Annotated in this window: 1 pseudogene; it reads right to left on the bottom strand. The window is 50.0% G+C overall.

The features are described 5' to 3' along the window. Positions 1-564, bottom strand: a pseudogene (locus tag LCF57_RS23295) (transposase); the annotation flags it as partial.

The following is a 564-nucleotide window of genomic DNA, read 5'->3' as shown; positions in this document are numbered from 1 at the left end:
GGCAATACTCGCATTTAGCTGGGTCAGAGGCATACTGCCGGTATCCCTTACGGTCCGTCGTTCGGTAGGGCAGTTCCTGTTGGGCTGGGCAAATATATACATTGCGCTTGGCATCGTATTCAAACTTCCATTTCGGGAACAATCCTTGCTTCGGATGGAATCTTCGGTGGGCAATCACGGCAAAAATCTTACGGCTTTGCAAACCACGGCAAATCGGCGTTGTCAAATAACCCGAATCCAGGGCGACGGCTTCCACCTGAAAACCAAAACGCTCTCTCTGGCGGTCCAAACGCGACAAATAAGGGACGGAATCATGTACATTCCCCGGCGTCACGTGTACGTCGGTAATCACATTGTATTTGGTATCCACCGTGCGGTGGTCCAGGTAAAAAAAGCCTTCAGGTTTGCCGTCACGAATCATATAGCCACTATCGGGATCGGTTTTGCTCACTTTAACCTCTTTTTCTTCGTTCACTTCCTCTCGGGATTTTAGCGCTTTTTTCCATGGTTTCTCCGGTCTTCCGTCACCGCTGCGTTGAGCTCGTCCATGTAGTCCTTGGTATT

The organism is Paenibacillus sp. BJ-4 (genome assembly GCF_020404765.1).
In the GTDB taxonomy this organism is placed as follows: Bacteria; Bacillota; Bacilli; order Paenibacillales; family Paenibacillaceae; genus Paenibacillus.
The sequence above is the reverse complement of the archived record's forward strand: the minus strand, read 5'-3'. Positions and strand labels throughout refer to the sequence as shown.